Below are 16,709 nucleotides of genomic sequence, written 5' to 3'. Positions count from 1 at the left end.
TTGTCGTCCGTAAATGGCAACACGCCTATTGACCGACGCAAAACGCCCCGCGAGCATGACCCACGGGCCGAAGGCATTGCGTCATTGGCCAAGGAAATGCCCCTCGCGGAGACAAGCGAATGCTACGCAAAGCCGTACAGGACGACAGCAGCTTTCTGGAAGACTTCGAGAACGCCGGGCGCGATTGGGCGCCCCGGCTCAAGCCTTGCGGCACCTGCCATGCCTGCGAGCAGCCGGTCAGGCGAGCCGAATTGTTTTGCGGCATCACGTGCCAGTACTCGTTCGAACATTTCGAAATGCAATTGCTGCGCAAGCGCTGAACGCCCTTCCCCCCGTTTGTAATGCATCAAATGTTTCACCTCCGCGAACATTTCCTTTCAAACTCCTGTCAACCGACCCGCCAAACCACTCGTTGAGGCGTGCATCGGGTCTGTATCCGCGCATCGACATTGTCGAGACAATGCGGACCGCAGCCTGGCAGTGTGTCTGCACGAAACAACTGATATCAAGCGCTAACCGGTATTTACGAGTTGTGTGGCCAAGTTACACGGCTGTTGCACTTGAGCACAATTTGTGTAGCCCATCGCACCCTAAAGCCAGATACGCTTGATTCAACCTAACCGCTTAACTGCGACTGACAAACACAGGAATCCCATGTCTGAACGCCTCATCATGCTGGACGTCCCCGGCGTCCTGTATTCGGACCGCTCCGCTACCCGCCTGGGCGGCACGCCAAACACGGGAACCCTGCGAGACGTCAGGTACTTCGACCCCATCGCCCTCGGCTATCTGCGTCGCCTGTTCGGCATTGCCGGCGCCCGCGTCGTGGTTTCGGACGCCTGGCGCCGTGGCACGCCGGCCGCCATCTTCCAGCAGCTGGATCTGCAGGTCGAAGGCATGACGCCGCCGGTGGCAGGCGGACACGGCGCGGAAATCGACGCCTGGTTCGCGCAGCACCCGGCTCCTGGCGCATGGGTCATCATCTCGACTGTTGCTCCGGAGTCGCTGACCGACGAGCAGCGCGCGCACCTGGTACAAGTGAACCCGGCCGAAGGTCTGACCGTCGACATCTTCCGCAAGGCGCTCGACATCCTCGGTGTGGCCTGCCCTTCCACCATCACGCCGGATTCGCGCGTCGACCCGGATCTCAAGGCCAAGTTGCGCCATCTGCAGCAGCTGGCACGCGAGGCACCGGAGCGCTTTATGCCGGCGCCCGCCGCCGCCGAGGCTCGCGAGCGCGCCATGGCGGTCGCGGTGGCCAGCCTGACTGGCAAGCAGCTCGAATCGGGTGCCATTCACGCTTGATTCAGGGCTGATTCAGCACTGACGCTCAATCGGTCCCGCAGCAAGACACAAAGGGCCGCAAGCAATTGCGGCCCTTTTTTCATTGGCTTTCAGCCTCGCGCGCCATCAGGGCAATCTCGGCGCAACCTCAACGCAACCTCAACGCGCAATCAGCTTCACGCCCGGGAAATCCACCGGCACGTTGAACACCACGTTGACGTAGTTCGTGAACAGGTTCAATGCGACGTGTGCCAGGATCTCGACAATCTCTTCGTCGCTGAAACCGACCTGGCGTAGCGATGCCACGTCGGTGTCGCTAAGCTGGCCGCGCGCTTCCACGACCTTCACCGCGAACCCCAGCGCGGCAGCCGTCTTCGGTTCGTTCGACAACCCAGCCTGGGCGGCTGCCATCTCCTCGGCCGATGCGCCCGCCTTGCGGCCCAGCGCCGTATGCGCGGCCAGACAGTATTCGCAGCGATTGCGGTCGGCAACGGCCACGGCGATCTTCTCGCCCAGTTGCGCCGAGATCGTGCCACCGCCGAGCGCGCCGAAGCTCCCCCACATCGACTGCAGCGCTGCCGGCGAGTTGGCCACGGCGCGGAACATATTGGGTACGACGCCGAACGCGGTCTGGATCTGTTCGATGGCAGCCACGCTTGCGGCCGGAGCGGTGTGTTGGTCTAGGAGGGGAACACGTGCGGTCATGATGAAGCTCCTTTCTGGATGGTAAGTGGAGGGGTACTGGGAACTGGACGGGCTGTACCGTCCATGGGCTCCACTATGCCGCCGGGCGCAAAACGATCGGATACCATACGTCCACGAAACATACCAATTCATCCATCAAAATGTCCCACCCGATCGAACCCACCCCTGACCGCCTCTCCGGCTTGCTGGAACGCTTCCGCGTTCGCGCCCACCTGTTCCATACCGGGGCGCTCTGCGGGATCAGCCGGTTCGACGTGAAGGAGCGCGGCTTCCTGCACGTGCTGCGCGAAGGCCATTTGACGCTCTCGCACTCGGACCGTGGCCTGCCTCGGCGCATGGAAATCCGCGAGCCGTCCCTGCTGTTCTATCCGCGGCACGTCATCCACACCTTCCACAATCCACCGATCGAAGGCTCGCAGTTCACCTGCGCCACGCTCGAGTTCGCCGGAGGTGCGATGAACCCGGTCGCGAGGGCCCTGCCCCCGCTGATCGTGTTGCCGCTGGCGCGGGTCGAGGGGCTGGATGCCGCGCTATCGCTGCTGTTCGCCGAGACCGCGCGCGTCCGCTGCGGCCAGCGGCTGCTGGCAGACCGCTTGTTCGAAGTCGTGCTGATCCAGCTACTGCGCTGGATGCTCGACCATCCGGCCGATGCAGGCATTCAGGCGGGCTTGATCACCGGACTTTCAGATCCGCGACTGGCCCGCGCATTGGTGGCGATGCACGAAGCCCCTGGCGAGACCTGGAACCTGGACCGCATGGCGTCCTGCGCCGGCATGTCGCGCAGCGCCTTCGCCTCCGCCTTTCGCGAAATCGTGGGACAGACGCCTGCCGACTACCTGGCGGGCTGGCGTATCAGCCTGGCACAGGCGCGGCTGCGTGATGGCGTGCCGATCAAGCTGCTGGCCAACGAACTGGGGTATGCCAACCCCTCTGCGCTATCGCGTGTTTTCGCGGCCAAAGTCGGCAAATCGCCACGGGAATGGCTGCAGGCGCAAGCCTCCGAGCACTAGATTCAGCCGTTGAATTCTGCAATGCAGAATAATGATTCCGCGCTGCGGTTGACAATTGCCGAGCATCGGTGGGACGATGCGACTCATCGAATACCGGTGAGTCATCAACACCGGACGCCTTAGCCGGAGACATCATGCGTAGTACCGCAGTACCCGCGAACCGTTCTGGTCTCGCGTCTTTCCCCCTTTTCGCAACACCACGCCTGCTCGCAGGCACCACCATCCAGGCGAAGCTGCACGTGCAACTTGCCACGGGCAAAGAGTGAGCACGCCATGGAAGATGTGATCGAAATGGCGGAGATCGCCGCCGCACCCAAGGAAAGCAAACGCAAGGAAGACCGCCATTTCGTGACCGCGCTGGCGCGTGGCCTGGATGTGCTGGCGTGCTTTCGTGCCTTCGACAGCGAGCTTGGCAATGCCGAACTCGCCAAGCGCTGTGGCCTGCCGAAATCGACGATTTCGCGCCTGACCCACACGTTGACCGAACTTGGCTACCTCCAGGCCCTGACGGACCCCGTGCGTTACCGCCTGGGCAGTTCCGCACTGGCGCTGGCGCCCGCCGCGCAGCAGGGCGCAGAGGTCCTGGCGGTGGCGCGCCCCTACATGCAGGAATTGGCCGATCTGTCGCAAGGCGTCGCCTCGCTGATCGTGCGCGACCGCGGACGTATGCTGGTATTCGAGAACTGCCAGTCCGAGACCTACCTGACTCTGCGCGTCGCCGTGGGAAGCCGCGTATCGGGGCTCAATACGGCAGCAGGCCGTGCCTACCTGGTGGCATTGCCGCCAGCCGAGCAGCGTCAGGCGCTGACGGCATTCCGCACGGACGAGAAGGTCGCCCCTGCCGAAGCCGAAGCCATCCTCGCGAACAGCCGTGACGAGCAACGCCGGCTTGGCTGCACCACGTCGTTTGGCGAATGGCTGCCCGACATCAATTCGATCGCCCACGCGTTCCGGCCGGGTCCCTCATTGCCCCCGATGACGCTGAGCTGCAGTGGTCCCAATGCGATCGTGCCGCCAGCCCATCTGCTGGAGAAAGTGCGTCCGCTGCTGCGTGACCATATCCGCAAGATCGAAGCGGCGTTCGGCGTCACACGGTAACGGAGCGCAACACTGACGGGATGGGAAACGGATGCGGGCACGCCGCACCGGAATGCCGTACGATGCGGGTTTCCCGCCATCAACCGGACCCGGTTCCATGCCCCATCTCGTCATCGAACTCACGGAAAACACCCGTCTGACCTGCTCTCAAGAGGAGCTGCTCGACGAGGCGAACGCCGCGCTGCTGTCCAGCGGCCAATTCCAGGAACCCGATATCAAGTCGCGCTGCGTGACGCTCTCCACCTATCGCCAGGGAACGGAGAACGTGGACCGCGCGTTTGTCCACGCCACGCTGCAGATCCTGGACGGCCGTGATCAGGCTGTGCGCAAGGAACTCGGCCAGCTGGTGTGCAATGCGATCTCGGAAATGGTCCGCCCCGGCGCATCAGCGCAAAGCGTTCAGGTGTCTGTGAACGTCGTGGAAATGGAGCGCGCGACGTACTCCAAGCAGATCGTTGGCGGCTAAGGCTGGCGATCTTTCACCTCTCTCCCGCCTGCGGGAGAGAGGCGACACCCCTCAACAAACCACCACTCAGGTCACTGGCGCCGGATTGAACAGCGCCAGCGCGTTGTGCAGCTTGTGGTGCTCGGCCCAGGTCTGCTTGCGGCCGCTGGCCACGTCGATCATCAGGTGGAACAACTCCCAGCCCACATCCTCGATCGTGGCTTCGCCGGTTGCGATGCTGCCTGCGTTCACGTCCATCAGGTCGTGCCAGCGGCGCGCCAGATCGCTGCGCGTTGCGACCTTGATCACGGGCACCTCGGCCAGTCCGTACGGCGTGCCGCGCCCCGTCGTGAAGATGTGCAGGTTCATGCCGGCAGCCAGTTGCAGCGTGCCACAGATGAAATCGCTGGCCGGAGTTGCCGCGTAGATCAGGCCCTTCTGCTTGACCTTCTCGCCTGGTGACACCACGCCTGAGATCGGCGCGCTGCCCGACTTGACGATCGAACCCATGGCCTTTTCCACGATATTCGACAGGCCACCCTTCTTGTTGCCTGGCGTCGTGTTGGCGCTGCGATCGACGCGACCACGGTCCAGATAGCGGTCGTACCAGTCCATTTCCCGAATCATCGCTTCGGCCACCTCGGGGGTAGCGGCGCGGGCGGTGAGCTGGTCAATACCGTCGCGAACCTCGGTCACTTCCGAGAACATCACGGTCGCGCCGGCGCGCACGAGCAGGTCTGTGGCAAAGCCGACAGCCGGATTGGCCGTCACGCCGGAGAACGCATCGCTACCGCCGCACTGCACGCCCACCACCAGTTCCGATACGGGCACCGTCTCGCGCTTGCGGGCATTGAGGGTCTGCAGATGGGTCTCGGCCATCGCCATGATCGAGTCGATCATCGACGCGAAACCCACGTGCTTGTCGTCCTGCAAGCAAACCACGCCCACCTGCACCTCGCCGGCGCCGGTCTGGATCGGGATTGTGCCCGGCGGCATCAGGCGTTCCGGCTGCAGCTTCTCGCAACCCAGGCTCACCATCATGGCGGTGCCGCCGAAGTTCGGATTCAGCGCGATATTGCGCAGCGTGCGGATTGGCACGATCGCGTCGGGCGCGTCGATCGCCACGCCGCAGCCATAGGTATGCTCGAGGCCGATCACGTCGTCGACGTTCGGATAGCGCGGCAGCAGCTCGGTCTTGATCCGGTGCACCGCGTGCTCCACTACGCCGGACACGCACTGCACCGTGGTCGTGATCGCCAGAATGTTGCGCGTGCCGACCGATCCGTCCGGATTGCGGAAACCCTCGAACGTATAGCCTTCCAGCGGCGGCAGCGGCTCGGGCACGCGTGTGCCGATCGGCAGATCGGTCAGTCCCGGCGCGGTTGGCATTTCGATCACACGCTCGTTGACCCACGCGCCGCGCGGCAGGTCCTGCAAGGCGTAGCCAATGGTCACGTTGTAGCGCGTGACCGCGTCACCTTTCTTCAAGTCCACCAGCGCCACTTTGTGGCCCTGCGGCACACGCTCCACGAGCGTCAGGCCGCACGGGAATACCGAGCCGGCTGGCAGCCCGCCGTCGTTGGCGACGATGGCCACGTTGTCGTTGGCGTGAATGCGGATGTAGAGCGGCGCGCGTTCGGCGGCCTGGCCCTGCGCGTTTTGTACCGACAAGTCCGACATGTTGGGGATTCCTTCCTTATTGGGGGTGCTTCAGCTCGACGCGGCGAATGTCCTTGACGATCACCAGATAGCTCAGCACGGTGACCAGGGCATTGATACCCACGAACACCAGCGCGCCGTTGAACGAGCCTGTCGCGCTCAGGATATAGCCGATCACGATCGGCGTCACAATGCCGGCGATATTGCCGAACGTGTTGAAGATGCTGCCCGCCAGGCCGATCACTTCCTTGGGCGCAGTGTCAGCCACCACGGCCCAGCCCAGCGCGCCGATGCCCTTGCCGAAGAACGCGAGCGCCATGATGCCCACCACCAGCCATTCGGCATCCACGTAGTTGCAGGCGATCATGGACACCGACAGCAACATGCCCGCCACGATCGGCACCTTGCGGGCAATGGTCAGCGAGTAGCCGCGGCGCAGCAAGTGGTCGGAGATCACGCCGCCCAGCACGCCGCCGAGAAAACCGCAGATGGCCGGCAGGGACGCGACGAAACCCGCCTTCAGGATCGACATGCCGCGCGCCTGCACCAGGTACACCGGAAACCACGTGAGGAAGAAGTACGTCAGCACGTTGATGCAGTACTGGCCCAGATAGACCCCGGCCAGCATCCGGTTCGACAGCAACTGCCGGGCATAGAACCAGCCAGCAGGATTGGCGCCCTGCTTTGACTTGCCTGCCCCTTCATTCATGTGAATCAGGCCACCGCCCTGCTCGATGTGCTCAAGTTCCGCGCGATTCACAGCCGGATGCGTAACCGGGCTGCGCATGACCTTGAGCCAGAGCATCGCCAGCAGCATGCCCATGATGCCCATCCACAGGTAGACGTGATGCCAGCCCATGCTGTGAACGATCCACGCCATCAGCGGCGTGAACACCACGGCGGCGAAGTATTGCGCGGCGTTGAAGATGGCCGACGCGGTACCGCGCTCGGCGGTCGGGAACCAGCTTGCCACCACCTTTGCGTTGGCCGGGAATGCCGGGGACTCGGCCAGACCCACGGCGAAACGCAGCATGAAGAGCGCCGTCATCGTCGCTCCCATCGAGGCGAAGATGCCGACCCATCCCTGCAGCAGCGTGAAGAATGACCAGAGGAAGATGCTTACGGCATAGATGCGCCGGGCGCCAAAGCGATCGAGCAGCCAGCCGCCAGGAATCTGCGCCATCACGTACGACCAACTGAAGGCCGAGAAGATATAGCCCATCTGGACGGCCGAGAAACCGAATTCCTCACGCATCGCGGGCCCGGTAATCGACAGCGTGGCACGATCCGCGTAGTTGACCGTAGTCACGATGAAAATCAGCGCGAGAATCCAGTAACGGACATTGGTGCGCCGCGCGGTGGATGCAGCGGCAGCGCCTGTGGTGGGGGTGGCATTCATGAGAGGTCTCCTCACAGCCCTGGTTCCTGGATGCGGGAGTGCTTCTGGACCGGCTTGAGATATGTCGTCATACGACTGGAATTATAAGAACGAGGCTCGGATGAATGCAGTGCGCGTTTACCCCTACTCCGCGCAATCTCCGACTCCGTAGTCCGACACATATCGCCCTCTTTCAGCCTGGTTGCGGGCTCTCAGGGCAATTCGCTCTTCAGGCCGTCACTTTCCATTTGACCGCCGGCACGCTTCCGAAGCAATCAAACCCGGGGTTTTCCCTCGAACTTCCCTGTCGATGCTTGCGCGCTTTTCGCTATAGTTGTACGATGACTTATCTCGAAGCCATCGACCAGATGGAACGAGGCCATAACCCACCTTGTTCCCCACCAACCGCCATCTGCCATGTGGCGATCAGGAAGCGTGACATGACTACACCGCAAGAACTCAAGCAGATCATCTCGGAAGGCCTGCTCTCTTTCCCTATCACCGATTTCGACGCGCAAGGCAACTTCCGCCCCGATACCTATATCGAGCGCCTGGAATGGCTGGCGCCCTACGGTGCGTCGGCGCTGTTCGCCGCCGGCGGCACGGGTGAGTTCTTCTCGCTGACGCAGCAGGACTATTCGAACGTGATCCGCACCGCGGTAGAAACCTGCCGGGGCAAGGTGCCCATTCTTGCCGGTGCCGGTGGCCCGACCCGCGTGGCGATCGAATACGCGAAGGAAGCCGAGCGCCTGGGTGCCCACGGCGTGCTGCTGATGCCGCACTACCTGACCGAAGCCAGCGAAGAAGGCATCGCCAACCACATCGAAGAGGTTTGCAAGGCGCTGAAAATCGGCGTGATCGTCTACAACCGCGCGAACTCCCGCATCGGCGCCGACCTGCTGGAACGCGTGGTCGACCGCTGCCCCAACCTGATCGGCTTCAAGGACGGCGTGGGCGAGATCGAGGCGATGGTGCGTGTTCGCCGCAAGCTTGGTGACCGGCTCGCATACCTGGGCGGCCTGCCCACCGCCGAAGTCTATGCCGCCGCCTACAAGGCGCTGGGCGTGCCCGTCTATTCGTCGGCCGTGTTCAACTTCATCCCGAAGACCGCGATGGAGTTTTACCGCGCGATTGCCGCTGACGACCATGCCACGGTGGGTCGCCTGATCGACGATTTCTTCCTGCCGTACCTGGACATCCGCAATCGCAAACAAGGCTACGCGGTGTCGATCGTCAAGGCTGGCGCCAAGCTGGTTGGCCACGATGCTGGTCCGGTGCGCGCGCCGCTGACCGATCTGACCGAAGACGAAATGGCACGGCTGGATGCGCTGATTCGCAAGCTCGGACCGCAGTAAGTTTCTCAGGTCGTCACGTTGAGAGTTTGGACAGAGCCGATTCGTCGGCTCTTTTTTTTGCGCGTCGCCAAATAAAAAAACGCCAACCCGCGAAGGGTTGGCGTTCTGCCTAAAACTTGCTTAGGAGTACGACCCAGATCAGAACTGGTTCATCGTGTTGTCCTTGCCAGCCGCCTTCAGGGCAGCTTCGCCGCTGAAGTATTCCTTGTGGTCGTCACCGATGTCCGAGCCGGACATGTTCTGGTGCTTGACGCAGGCGATGCCCTGACGGATTTCCTTGCGCTGCACGCCAGCCACGTAGCCCAGCATGCCCTGGTCGCCGAAGTATTCCTTGGCCAGGTTGTCGGTCGACAGCGCAGCGGTGTGGTACGTCGGCAGCGTGATCAGGTGGTGGAAGATACCGGCTTCACGCGATGCATCGGCCTGGAACGTGCGGATCTTCTCGTCAGCGATCTTGGCCAGTTCGCTGTCGTCGTATTCCACGCTCATCAGCTGGGTGCGCTCGTATGCCGACACGTCCTTGCCCGCGGCCTTCATCGCGTCGTAGGCCTGCTGGCGGAAGTTCAGGGTCCAGTTGAACGACGGGCTGTTGTTGTACACCAGCTTGGCGTTCGGGATGACCTTGCGGATTTCGCTGACCATGCCACCGATCTGGGCGATATGCGGCTTTTCAGTTTCGATCCACAGCAGGTCGGCGCCGTTTTGCAGTGCGGTCACGCAATCCAGCACGCAGCGTGCTTCGCCCGTGCCGGCACGGAACTGGAACAGGTTGCTCGGCAGACGCTTCGGACGCAGCAGCTTGCCGTCGCGCTTGATGATGACATCACCGTTGCCCAGTTGGTCGGCCGACAGTTCCTCGCAATCCAGGAACGAGTTGTACTGGTCGCCCAGGTCGCCCGGGGTGGCGGTCACGGCGATCTGCTTGGTCAGGCCTGCGCCCAGCGAATCGGTACGGGCCACGATGACGCCGTCGTCCACGCCCAGTTCGAGGAAGGCGTAGCGGATCGCGCGGATCTTGGCCAGGAAGTCCTCGTGCGGCACGGTGACCTTGCCATCCTGGTGGCCGCACTGCTTCTCGTCGGACACCTGGTTTTCGATCTGGATGCAGCATGCACCGGCTTCGATGAACTGCTTGGCGAGCAGGTACGTCGCTTCGGCATTGCCGAAACCAGCGTCGATGTCGGCGATGATGGGCACCACGTGGGTGACGTGGTTGTCGATCTTTTCCTGGATGGCGGCCTTGGCGGCACCGGTAGCGGCATCCAGTTCGCGGAACAGGCCGCCCAGTTCACGCGCGTCAGCCTGGCGCAGGAACGTGTACAGCTCGCGAATCAGCGCGCTGACCGAGGTCTTTTCGTGCATCGACTGGTCCGGCAGCGGGCCGAACTCCGAGCGCAGCGCAGCGACCATCCAGCCCGACAGGTAGAGGTAGCGACGCTCGGTGCTCTTGAAGTGCTTCTTGATGGAAATCATCTTCTGCTGGCCGATGAAACCGTGCCAGCAACCCAGCGACTGGGTGTACTTGGAAGGATTCGCATCATAGGCGGCCATGTCGGCGCGCATGATCTTGGCGGTGTACTTGGCGATGTCCAGACCCGTCTTGAACTTGTTCTGGGCACGCATCCGAGCGGCATACTCGGGGTTGATGGCATTCCACGCGCTGCCGTGTTGCTCTTTCAAACCAGCAACTGCCTTGATGTCGTCTTGATACTGAGCCATACGAATTTCCTAAGAATGAAGCGTGTTTGAAGAAGTGTTTGCCTGTGCCGCTACGGGTGTCGAAGCAAGCAGCGTGGAAATAATTGTAGGGGGTTTTTGATGCATCGCGACAAGGTCTTATATAAGACATAAGAGTTAATTTATCCTTATATTTCAAAGAGATAAACTCCATTTTTTGCGATGTGGAACGAGTTTTCGGAGAACGAAAAGAACCCGGCGCTGGAATTTTCCCGAGATTTCGCAATATGAAATGTGCTTTCAGTTCCCGGGGAAAGGGTCGCCGCAGATGACTGGCGCACTGATATAGATGCATCTGGGTCCTTCAGACGCAGTTGAAGGACGGCGTCATGCGCCAGCGGAGATGTCGATGCTCCGTGCGAGAATCCTTGTGCTTGCCGATCAGAGCCACATGACGCGGCACTTCTCGAAGACATTCGGACTGACGCCAGGGCGCTGGCTGCAGGTCGCCGGGTACATGCAACGCGGCTGAGCACACCCACGATCGTTCAATACCGTCGCGCGGATCGTGCGTAAGCTCGAATCGTCAACATTTGAGCGGAGAGAACGATGCCCCAGGCCCCCAAACATCCCACCATGCATGCCGATCGTGGCCAGTGCCGGGCCATCGACCTGGTCGACAAGATCACGCTGATCGACGGTCACTGGCAACCGCGCGTCGTCGCTGAAATGAACGACTATCAGTTCAAGGTCGTGAAGGTCGAGGGCGAATTCCAGTGGCACCGCCATGCCGACACCGACGAAACCTTCATCGTCCTGGAAGGAGAACTGCGCATCGACTTCCGGGCGGGACCCACGGGCGACGGGTCGATCGTGCTGCGTGCCGGGCAGATGGCCGTGGTGCCGAAGGGCGTCGAGCACAAGCCCTGCGCGAACGCGGAAGTCAAACTGCTGCTGATCGAGCCGCGAGGCGTGGTGAACACGGGTGACGGTGCGACGGGCGAGCGTACAGTCGAGAACGACCAGTGGATTTGACGCCCCCCGGTCTCTGCCGGGGCGCTACGTTGTCGCAACGACGTCGCGACTACAGCCACCGCCAGATACCCGCCGCAATCCCGGCGAGCGGCAGATGGGCCCAGGTCGCCGCGAGCCAGACGATAAGCCCACCCAGAAGCGCGTGCGAGCCAAATCCGGCCGGCCGGGCCCGGCCGGCGACGATCGCCGCAAATGGCAGATAGCTCGTCTTGGCCTCCCAGTCCGGCCAACGGTCTGGCAGCAGCCGTTCCTTTTTCTGGTCCTGCAATGCGGCACCCACCAGGGCGAGCACGATCATTGCCAGCGCGACCACGATGTTCCTCGTCACCGGATACACAGCGATATGGCACACGCCCCAAAGCGCGAAGGCCCACATCATCGGATGACGCGTTACCGCAAACACGCCGCGCGCAGCCTCCGGGAAGGCGCCCGGGCGGCCAACTGTGGGCAACGCCGGATTTCGGATCAGGGATCCCATCAGCAGGATCGAGGCGATCAGCATGACCACCGTCACCACCGCCCAGATGCCGTCGCCAGCCACCCATAGCGGTGACGAGACCGGCGCTCGCTTGTAGGTCATCACCATCCACCCAAGCGTCAGGAAGGCGACCAGCGAATAGATGCCGAGAAACCCCTTTTCGCCGACCACGCGAACCAGCGGTCCCCGCAACGGATGGGACAGCAGGAAATGACTGCCCACAAAGGCGACTGACGCCACCACCACCGCACCAATGCTTCCCATTGCCCGCCTCCCACGATCTGGATGATTGGTTGACCGTATTGCAGTATGGTTGATGTCCACCGCGAGAGCATCAATGAGGAAAACTGCATGACCATCTCCGTCCGGACCGAGCGTCCCGAGGATGTTGAAACCATCGCCCAACTCACGGAAGCGGCGTTCAGGGACGAGCCCCACTCGAGCCACACCGAAGCCTTCATCATCAACGGCTTGCGTCGTGCCGGATGCCTGACGCTCTCGCTGGTAGCGGAGGATGAAAGCGGGGTCGTCGGCCACGTTGCAGCCTCGCCCGTCACCATTTCCTCCGGCGATTCGGGCTGGCATGGCATTGGGCCAGTCTCGGTATCGCCAGATCGGCAGCGCAGGGGCATTGGCTCGGTGCTGATGCTGGCGGCACTTGATGAATTGCGGCGCCTTGGCGGACGCGGTTGCGTCGTGCTGGGTGATCCGGCCTATTACGGCAGATTCGGCTTCCAGGCCGATTCCCGGCTGGTATTGCCCGGCGTACCGCAGGAGTATTTCCAGACCCTTGCCTTCGGGCCTGACGTGCCGGTGGGCACCGTGCGCTATCACGATGCATTCGACGCCACGGAGTAACCGTCGGCCGCGCCAATCTGGTGAATCGGGCCGCGTGCCGGCTGGCCCGAATCCTGCGTCACCTACGATAGAAGAGTAGAAGCGTTCAACCGCCCCGCCCTTTCCAGGCATCGGGGCGGCAGGAAATTGCTCTTGAGTTCCGTGTCCATCCCGGAAGTCGAGAGCCGCATTGCCGCGATATGCGTGTGTCTTGCTTCCGGGATGGACCGATCGGCCCACATTCCCGAACCAGGACACCCATGACCAACGCCACACTTCCCCTCCACGAGCTTGCCCGCGAATCACGCATGGGCGCCCACGGCTCCGAAACCGACACGCGCGAGATCCGCTGCATCGACCTGTCGGACTTCGACACCCGCAAGCCCGAGATTGCCGATCAGCTCTGGCGTGCCGCCACCGACATCGGCTTCTTCCAACTGCGGCACCACGGTATCGACCTGGCCGCCATACGGCAGGCTTTTGCCATGGCCGAGCAGTTCTTCGCACTGCCGGAGACGGTAAAAGCCCGGTATCCATTGCAGAAAGCCAACAACGCGGGCTGGGAATCGCGCGCGCAGGTAAGGCCATCCACCGGCACGCCGGACCAGAAGGAGTCCTATCAGATCACGCGCCCGCACATGGCGCCACTCTGGCCTTCGGAGGCCGAACTGCCCGGGTTCCGGCAGACGATGCTCGAGTTCGAGGCGCAATGCTGGAATGTGGGAATGAAAGTGCTGTCCTGCTTCGCCGACAGACTCGGCTTCGACACCGACTTCTTCTCGCGCGCGCATGACCCGGTCGCGCCGGATTACCAGAGCACGCTACGGCTGCTGCATTACTACGCGATTCCACCCGAGGCGCAGGACAAGCTCGACCTGTGGCGCGCCGGCGCCCATACCGATTTCGACTGCCTGACGCTGCTATTCCAGCGCGAAGGCCAGGGTGGTCTGCAGGTGTGTCCCGGCAAGGAGATGGATGCCCAGGCCTGGACCCCGATCGCGCCGATCGAGGACGTGGTCACCTGCAACATCGGGGACATGCTGATGCGCTGGAGCGACGACCGCCTGCCATCGAACTTCCATCGCGTCCGGAATCCCGCACCGGGAGAGTACATGGGCCCGCGCCACAGCCTTGCGTTCTTCTGCCAGGCCAACCGCGATACGGTGATCGAAGGGCCGTCGAAGCGGTATCCGGCGATTACGGCAGGTGATTTCCTTCGGCAAAGGGTCGCGGCGAACTTCAAGGCTTACTGATGTATTGATCCCGCCCGATCCCGCCCGCCCAACAAAAAACCCCGGGCCTTTCGGGCACGGGGTTTCAAGTCGCCCGGCGCCGAGCAATCGGCACCGGACTGACGACTACCAAAGATGCGGGCGATCAGGCCGCAGCGTCCTTCAGCTTCTTCAGCGGACGCACCTTGACCTTGACGCTGGCCGGCTTGGCCGGGAACCAACGCTCTTCGCCAGTGAACGGATCCTTGCCGAAGCGCTTCTTCTTGGCCGGCACTTGCTGTGCGGTCACCTTCAGCAGGCCCGGCAGCGTGAATTCGCCAGCACCCTTCTTGTTCAGTGCGCTGACGATGGTGTTTTCGAGGTGTGCCAGCACCGTCTTCACGGCCTTGGCTTCCAGTTGGGTCTGGGCTACCAGGTGAGCGACCAGGCTCGACTTGTTGAAGGTGTCCTTCAGCGGCTTCGGAGTCGGCGCGGCAGCGGCGGGAGCAGCCTTCTTGGCCGGAGCGGCCTTCTTGGCAGCAGCCTTCACAGGTGCCTTCACGGGTGCCTTGGGTGCCGCGGCCTTCTTGGCAGCGGGCTTGGTTGCGGTCTTCGCGGTCGGTTTCGCTTTGGTCGCCATGTCTATATACGAGAGTTGAAGATAGTGTGCCGGCCGATCGCAACGTTTGGCATGTTGCTGAACGTCAGTGCCGGTACGCACTGAATCATAGCGGAAACAGCCAGAAGTAAAGGGGTTTTCGTACATGCCGCAGGGCAAACCAAGTGAAAACCCCGTGTTTTGTAGCTGGTTTGCATCAGCAAACACGCTGCGGAGCGTTACGTCCCCCCACTTTCGCATTCCGCGAGCGTCGCGCGACGGCGCGTTTTCGGGTCATTCAATGCGCGTGCGCCAGCATCGCATCGCGCGTTTCACGCGCCAGGCCAAGCGCGAAAGCCGTCTCCGCGACGAGGAAAAGCGGCCCCACCAGCAGACCAACCAGATCGTCGACGAACGCCGGCTTGCGACCTTCGAAGTAATGCCCGACGAACTGGATGACCCAGCCCGCGACGAACAGACCGATGCCCGATGCCAGCCACCCGGCCGTCGGCAACGCTGCAAGCCATGCGCCGGCCCACACGAAAAACGCCAGAATCACGGCCATTACCACGCCGAAGGCGAACGACAGGCGCAGGTAAAACAGGCACGAAAGCGCGTAGACGATCATCGCCGGCGTCAGGTATCGAGCGCCGTCACCGAGCGGCAGCGCGGGCCGGCCAAGCAGCGCCGTCACGGCCAGGACGATCATCGGGATGCCGATGAAATGCGTCACGACATTGCGGGTATCACGGTGATAGGCAGCGTAGTTCGACAGGTGATCGATCAGGGTTTTCACGGGCGTCTCCGTAGTTTTTTATGCTTTGGCGCAAGGTTCGCATCGCGGCCGTTGCGGCCGTATAGTAGTCACGTCCCGTGCGATTCGGTAGCGTTCCCCCTTCCGTTCGAGCGCCCCCACTAATTTCCGCCAGCCCCCCCACCATGCTTGCCGCCGACGAAATCCCCGCTCTCCACCCCGACCAGTTGGCCGCCTGGCTGCGACGCATCGGCATCGCAGAGGTTCCCGACGCCCCTACGCTACCACTGCTGAACACGCTGATCGCGGCGCAACTCGCGCATATCCCGTTCGAGAATCTTGATGCCTTGCTCGGCCGCCGGGTGTCGATCGATCTGCCCTCGGTATTCGAAAAACTCGTCGTGCAGGGCCGCGGCGGCTACTGCTTCGAACAGAACACCCTGCTCTGCGCCGGCCTCAAGGCACTCGGTTATGCGGTGACGCCGCTTGCCGCGCGCGTGCGCTGGCATGTGCCGGAAGCCACGCCGACGGGGCTGTCGCACATGCTCCTGCGCGTGGAAGTGGCGCACGAAAGCTATATCGCCGATGTGGGCTTCGGCGGGCCGACGCCGGACCGCGCCCTGTCGCTATCGCTGCCGCAGGATGAAAACACGCCCTATCGCCTGCAACCCTCCCCGGCGAACGCGCTGACGGGTACGGGTTTTCACTGCCTGGATCTGATGGTGCCCGACATCAGCGACGACGCTTCGGGTTGGCAACCGATCTACCGTTTCGACCTGACCCCGCAGCCCTGGATCGATTTCATCCCGCGCAACTGGTACGTCTCCACGCATCCAGACAGCCACTTCACTCGTACGCTGATGGCCGCGCGTACCGACGGCGACACCCGGCTCGCGCTCGCCAATGGCAACCTGAGCGAACGCTCGCCCGACGGCAGCGTGCGAAAAACCGTGCTGGCGTCAGCCGACGCCGTGATCGACACGCTGGCTACGCGCTTCCAGATCCGGCTCGATCCCGCCTTGCGCGCCGCGCTGGCGGCACGGCTGCCAGCGGTGCTCGGATAGAGGCCCGGTCGCCATTCCGCGCAGCGGCACACGCCATGCATCGCGTGAATTGCCCGCAGAAAGTTTGCTGATACAGGCATCCTGGCACCGTTTTCGTTATGGACTGAGTCCTGGCGCCTGC

The 16,709-nt window shown here is 62.6% G+C and carries 18 protein-coding genes; 11 read left to right on the top strand and 7 right to left on the bottom strand.

Annotated elements, in window-relative coordinates; all coding sequences use genetic code 11:
- Positions 1–119 precede the first annotated feature (119 nt).
- A complete protein-coding gene (locus tag B2246_RS22220; RefSeq protein ID WP_008651314.1) occupies positions 120–320 on the top strand; it encodes a hypothetical protein in 201 nt (66 codons plus the stop codon).
- Between the two features lie 334 nt (positions 321–654).
- The gene (locus B2246_RS22215; protein WP_008651313.1) at positions 655–1,305 is read left to right on the top strand and encodes an HAD domain-containing protein; all 651 of its coding nucleotides are present in this window, start codon (positions 655–657) and stop codon (positions 1,303–1,305) included.
- A 138-nt stretch (positions 1,306–1,443) separates the two neighbouring features.
- Here the strand turns inward: B2246_RS22215 and B2246_RS22210 are convergent, their stop codons facing one another.
- Positions 1,444–1,989 carry a carboxymuconolactone decarboxylase family protein gene (locus B2246_RS22210; protein ID WP_035883663.1) on the bottom strand — a complete coding sequence of 182 codons (546 nt, stop codon included), beginning with the start codon at positions 1,987–1,989 and terminating at the stop codon, positions 1,444–1,446.
- A 140-nt stretch (positions 1,990–2,129) separates the two neighbouring features.
- Here B2246_RS22210 and B2246_RS22205 point away from each other — a divergent pair, with 140 nt between their 5' ends.
- From B2246_RS22205 to B2246_RS22195, 3 genes are all read left to right on the top strand, one after another.
- Positions 2,130–2,999, top strand: coding sequence for an AraC family transcriptional regulator (locus tag B2246_RS22205; RefSeq protein WP_286881075.1), 870 nt, complete (start codon positions 2,130–2,132; stop codon positions 2,997–2,999).
- A gap of 273 nt (positions 3,000–3,272) precedes the next feature.
- Positions 3,273–4,097 carry an IclR family transcriptional regulator gene (locus tag B2246_RS22200; protein ID WP_011519168.1) on the top strand — a complete coding sequence of 275 codons (825 nt, stop codon included), beginning with the start codon at positions 3,273–3,275 and terminating at the stop codon, positions 4,095–4,097.
- A gap of 97 nt (positions 4,098–4,194) precedes the next feature.
- Positions 4,195–4,563 carry a 5-carboxymethyl-2-hydroxymuconate Delta-isomerase gene (locus B2246_RS22195; protein WP_286881073.1) on the top strand — a complete coding sequence of 123 codons (369 nt, stop codon included), beginning with the start codon at positions 4,195–4,197 and terminating at the stop codon, positions 4,561–4,563.
- Between the two features lie 66 nt (positions 4,564–4,629).
- Here the strand turns inward: B2246_RS22195 and garD are convergent, their stop codons facing one another.
- Together garD and B2246_RS22185 are read right to left on the bottom strand one after the other, a co-directional pair.
- A complete protein-coding gene (gene garD, locus B2246_RS22190) occupies positions 4,630–6,222 on the bottom strand; it encodes a galactarate dehydratase (protein WP_286881071.1) in 1,593 nt (530 codons plus the stop codon).
- Positions 6,223–6,238: 16 nt separating this feature from the next.
- Complete coding sequence (locus tag B2246_RS22185) at positions 6,239–7,600, bottom strand: MFS transporter (RefSeq protein ID WP_008651304.1); 1,362 nt, start codon at positions 7,598–7,600, stop codon at positions 6,239–6,241.
- 419 nt (positions 7,601–8,019) lie between these two features.
- Here B2246_RS22185 and kdgD point away from each other — a divergent pair, with 419 nt between their 5' ends.
- Positions 8,020–8,934 (top strand): 5-dehydro-4-deoxyglucarate dehydratase, encoded by a 915-nt coding sequence (kdgD, locus tag B2246_RS22180; protein ID WP_008651303.1) that lies wholly within the window; start codon positions 8,020–8,022, stop codon positions 8,932–8,934.
- Positions 8,935–9,072: 138 nt separating this feature from the next.
- Here the strand turns inward: kdgD and B2246_RS22175 are convergent, their stop codons facing one another.
- Positions 9,073–10,653: an isocitrate lyase gene (locus tag B2246_RS22175; protein WP_011519171.1), complete on the bottom strand. Its 1,581-nt coding sequence runs from the start codon at positions 10,651–10,653 to the stop codon at positions 9,073–9,075.
- 367 nt (positions 10,654–11,020) lie between these two features.
- On the opposite strand from B2246_RS22175, the gene B2246_RS22170 reads away from it, so the two are divergent.
- Together B2246_RS22170 and B2246_RS22165 are read left to right on the top strand one after the other, a co-directional pair.
- Complete coding sequence (locus B2246_RS22170; protein WP_017515412.1) at positions 11,021–11,143, top strand: hypothetical protein; 123 nt, start codon at positions 11,021–11,023, stop codon at positions 11,141–11,143.
- A 77-nt stretch (positions 11,144–11,220) separates the two neighbouring features.
- A complete protein-coding gene (locus tag B2246_RS22165) occupies positions 11,221–11,646 on the top strand; it encodes a cupin domain-containing protein (RefSeq protein ID WP_186425178.1) in 426 nt (141 codons plus the stop codon).
- A 49-nt stretch (positions 11,647–11,695) separates the two neighbouring features.
- Here B2246_RS22165 and B2246_RS22160 read toward each other — a convergent pair whose 3' ends face one another.
- On the bottom strand, positions 11,696–12,388 hold the full coding sequence (locus B2246_RS22160) for an NnrU family protein (RefSeq protein ID WP_186425177.1): 693 nt from the start codon (positions 12,386–12,388) through the stop codon (positions 11,696–11,698).
- An 87-nt stretch (positions 12,389–12,475) separates the two neighbouring features.
- Between B2246_RS22160 and B2246_RS22155 the strand changes: the two genes are divergently transcribed.
- Positions 12,476–12,982, top strand: coding sequence for a GNAT family N-acetyltransferase (locus B2246_RS22155; RefSeq protein WP_008651292.1), 507 nt, complete (start codon positions 12,476–12,478; stop codon positions 12,980–12,982).
- Between the two features lie 239 nt (positions 12,983–13,221).
- Positions 13,222–14,214, top strand: a complete 993-nt coding sequence (locus tag B2246_RS22150; RefSeq protein WP_008651291.1) for an isopenicillin N synthase family dioxygenase — start codon at positions 13,222–13,224, stop codon at positions 14,212–14,214.
- 124 nt (positions 14,215–14,338) lie between these two features.
- Here B2246_RS22150 and B2246_RS22145 read toward each other — a convergent pair whose 3' ends face one another.
- Both B2246_RS22145 and B2246_RS22140 read right to left on the bottom strand, forming a co-directional pair.
- A complete protein-coding gene (locus tag B2246_RS22145; protein ID WP_008651289.1) occupies positions 14,339–14,812 on the bottom strand; it encodes an HU family DNA-binding protein in 474 nt (157 codons plus the stop codon).
- Positions 14,813–15,068: 256 nt separating this feature from the next.
- Positions 15,069–15,566, bottom strand: coding sequence for a DUF962 domain-containing protein (locus tag B2246_RS22140; RefSeq protein ID WP_008651287.1), 498 nt, complete (start codon positions 15,564–15,566; stop codon positions 15,069–15,071).
- Positions 15,567–15,709: 143 nt separating this feature from the next.
- Between B2246_RS22140 and B2246_RS22135 the strand changes: the two genes are divergently transcribed.
- A complete protein-coding gene (locus B2246_RS22135; RefSeq protein WP_286881070.1) occupies positions 15,710–16,588 on the top strand; it encodes an arylamine N-acetyltransferase family protein in 879 nt (292 codons plus the stop codon).
- The last annotated feature ends 121 nt before the right edge of the window (positions 16,589–16,709 follow it).

The organism is Cupriavidus sp. UBA2010, from assembly GCF_002335265.1.
Classification (GTDB): Bacteria; Pseudomonadota; Gammaproteobacteria; order Burkholderiales; family Burkholderiaceae; genus Cupriavidus; species Cupriavidus metallidurans.
This window is presented reverse-complemented; position numbering and strand designations above follow the sequence as displayed.

Excerpts from the sequence above, each read along its gene's own strand:
- garD (WP_286881071.1), bottom strand. The coding sequence starts at position 6,222 with ATGTCGGACTTGTCGGTACAAAACGCGCAGGGCCAGGCCGCCGAACGC.
- B2246_RS22170 (WP_017515412.1), top strand. The coding sequence starts at position 11,021 with ATGCTCCGTGCGAGAATCCTTGTGCTTGCCGATCAGAGCCACATGACG.
- B2246_RS22175 (WP_011519171.1), bottom strand. The coding sequence starts at position 10,653 with ATGGCTCAGTATCAAGACGACATCAAGGCAGTTGCTGGTTTGAAAGAG.
- B2246_RS22220 (WP_008651314.1), top strand. The coding sequence starts at position 120 with ATGCTACGCAAAGCCGTACAGGACGACAGCAGCTTTCTGGAAGACTTC.
- kdgD (WP_008651303.1), top strand. The coding sequence starts at position 8,020 with ATGACTACACCGCAAGAACTCAAGCAGATCATCTCGGAAGGCCTGCTC.
- B2246_RS22165 (WP_186425178.1), top strand. The coding sequence starts at position 11,221 with ATGCCCCAGGCCCCCAAACATCCCACCATGCATGCCGATCGTGGCCAG.
- B2246_RS22135 (WP_286881070.1), top strand. The coding sequence starts at position 15,710 with ATGCTTGCCGCCGACGAAATCCCCGCTCTCCACCCCGACCAGTTGGCC.
- B2246_RS22150 (WP_008651291.1), top strand. The coding sequence starts at position 13,222 with ATGACCAACGCCACACTTCCCCTCCACGAGCTTGCCCGCGAATCACGC.
- B2246_RS22200 (WP_011519168.1), top strand. The coding sequence starts at position 3,273 with ATGGAAGATGTGATCGAAATGGCGGAGATCGCCGCCGCACCCAAGGAA.
- B2246_RS22185 (WP_008651304.1), bottom strand. The coding sequence starts at position 7,600 with ATGAATGCCACCCCCACCACAGGCGCTGCCGCTGCATCCACCGCGCGG.
- B2246_RS22210 (WP_035883663.1), bottom strand. The coding sequence starts at position 1,989 with ATGACCGCACGTGTTCCCCTCCTAGACCAACACACCGCTCCGGCCGCA.
- B2246_RS22195 (WP_286881073.1), top strand. The coding sequence starts at position 4,195 with ATGCCCCATCTCGTCATCGAACTCACGGAAAACACCCGTCTGACCTGC.
- B2246_RS22155 (WP_008651292.1), top strand. The coding sequence starts at position 12,476 with ATGACCATCTCCGTCCGGACCGAGCGTCCCGAGGATGTTGAAACCATC.
- B2246_RS22145 (WP_008651289.1), bottom strand. The coding sequence starts at position 14,812 with ATGGCGACCAAAGCGAAACCGACCGCGAAGACCGCAACCAAGCCCGCT.
- B2246_RS22205 (WP_286881075.1), top strand. The coding sequence starts at position 2,130 with ATGTCCCACCCGATCGAACCCACCCCTGACCGCCTCTCCGGCTTGCTG.
- B2246_RS22215 (WP_008651313.1), top strand. The coding sequence starts at position 655 with ATGTCTGAACGCCTCATCATGCTGGACGTCCCCGGCGTCCTGTATTCG.
- B2246_RS22160 (WP_186425177.1), bottom strand. The coding sequence starts at position 12,388 with ATGGGAAGCATTGGTGCGGTGGTGGTGGCGTCAGTCGCCTTTGTGGGC.